Annotated in this window: 1 protein-coding gene; it reads left to right on the top strand. The window is 47.7% G+C overall.

The window, feature by feature from the left end:
• A partial coding sequence (locus AB4583_RS16510; protein ID WP_372118383.1) for a VCBS domain-containing protein occupies window positions 1-620 on the top strand: 620 nt, incomplete at both ends.

Genomic DNA, 620 nt, shown 5'->3' with positions numbered 1-620 from the left:
GAAGAAACCTTCACGGTGTCGTCTGTTGATGGCACACCCTCGACCATCAAAGTGACGATTAATGGCACTAATGACGCAGCTACTGTCAGCAGTGCGACCGTTGCCATTGATGAAACTGACAAAGCGGTAACGACATCAGGAAAATTGACCAGTACCGATGTTGATAATCCAGATAATACGTTTGCGCCGGATTCTATTTCAGGCACCAACGGTGACCTCACTATTGATGCTACTGGCCACTGGGTGTTCATTGCCAACAGCGCGTTTAACCAATTAAACGTCGGCGATAAGGTCGAAGAGACCTTCACTTTATCGTCTATTGATGGCACACCGTCGACCATCAAGGTGACGATTAATGGCACTAACGATGCAGCGACAGTCAGTACCGCAACAGTCAGTGTGGATGAGACTGATAAAGCGGTAACGACATCAGGCACGTTAACCAGTACCGATGTTGATAATCCTGATAACACATTTACGCCAGACTCCATTGTTGGAGCTAATGGCGACCTAACTATTGATGCCAGTGGACATTGGGTCTTCACCGCCAACAGCGCGTTTAATCAATTAAACGTCGGCGATAAAGTCGAAGAGACCTTCACGGTGTCGTCTGTTGATGG

The sequence above is a fragment of the Vibrio sp. 10N.222.49.C12 genome (assembly GCF_041475025.1).
In the GTDB taxonomy this organism is placed as follows: domain Bacteria; phylum Pseudomonadota; class Gammaproteobacteria; order Enterobacterales; family Vibrionaceae; genus Vibrio; species Vibrio crassostreae_C.
This window is presented reverse-complemented; position numbering and strand designations above follow the sequence as displayed.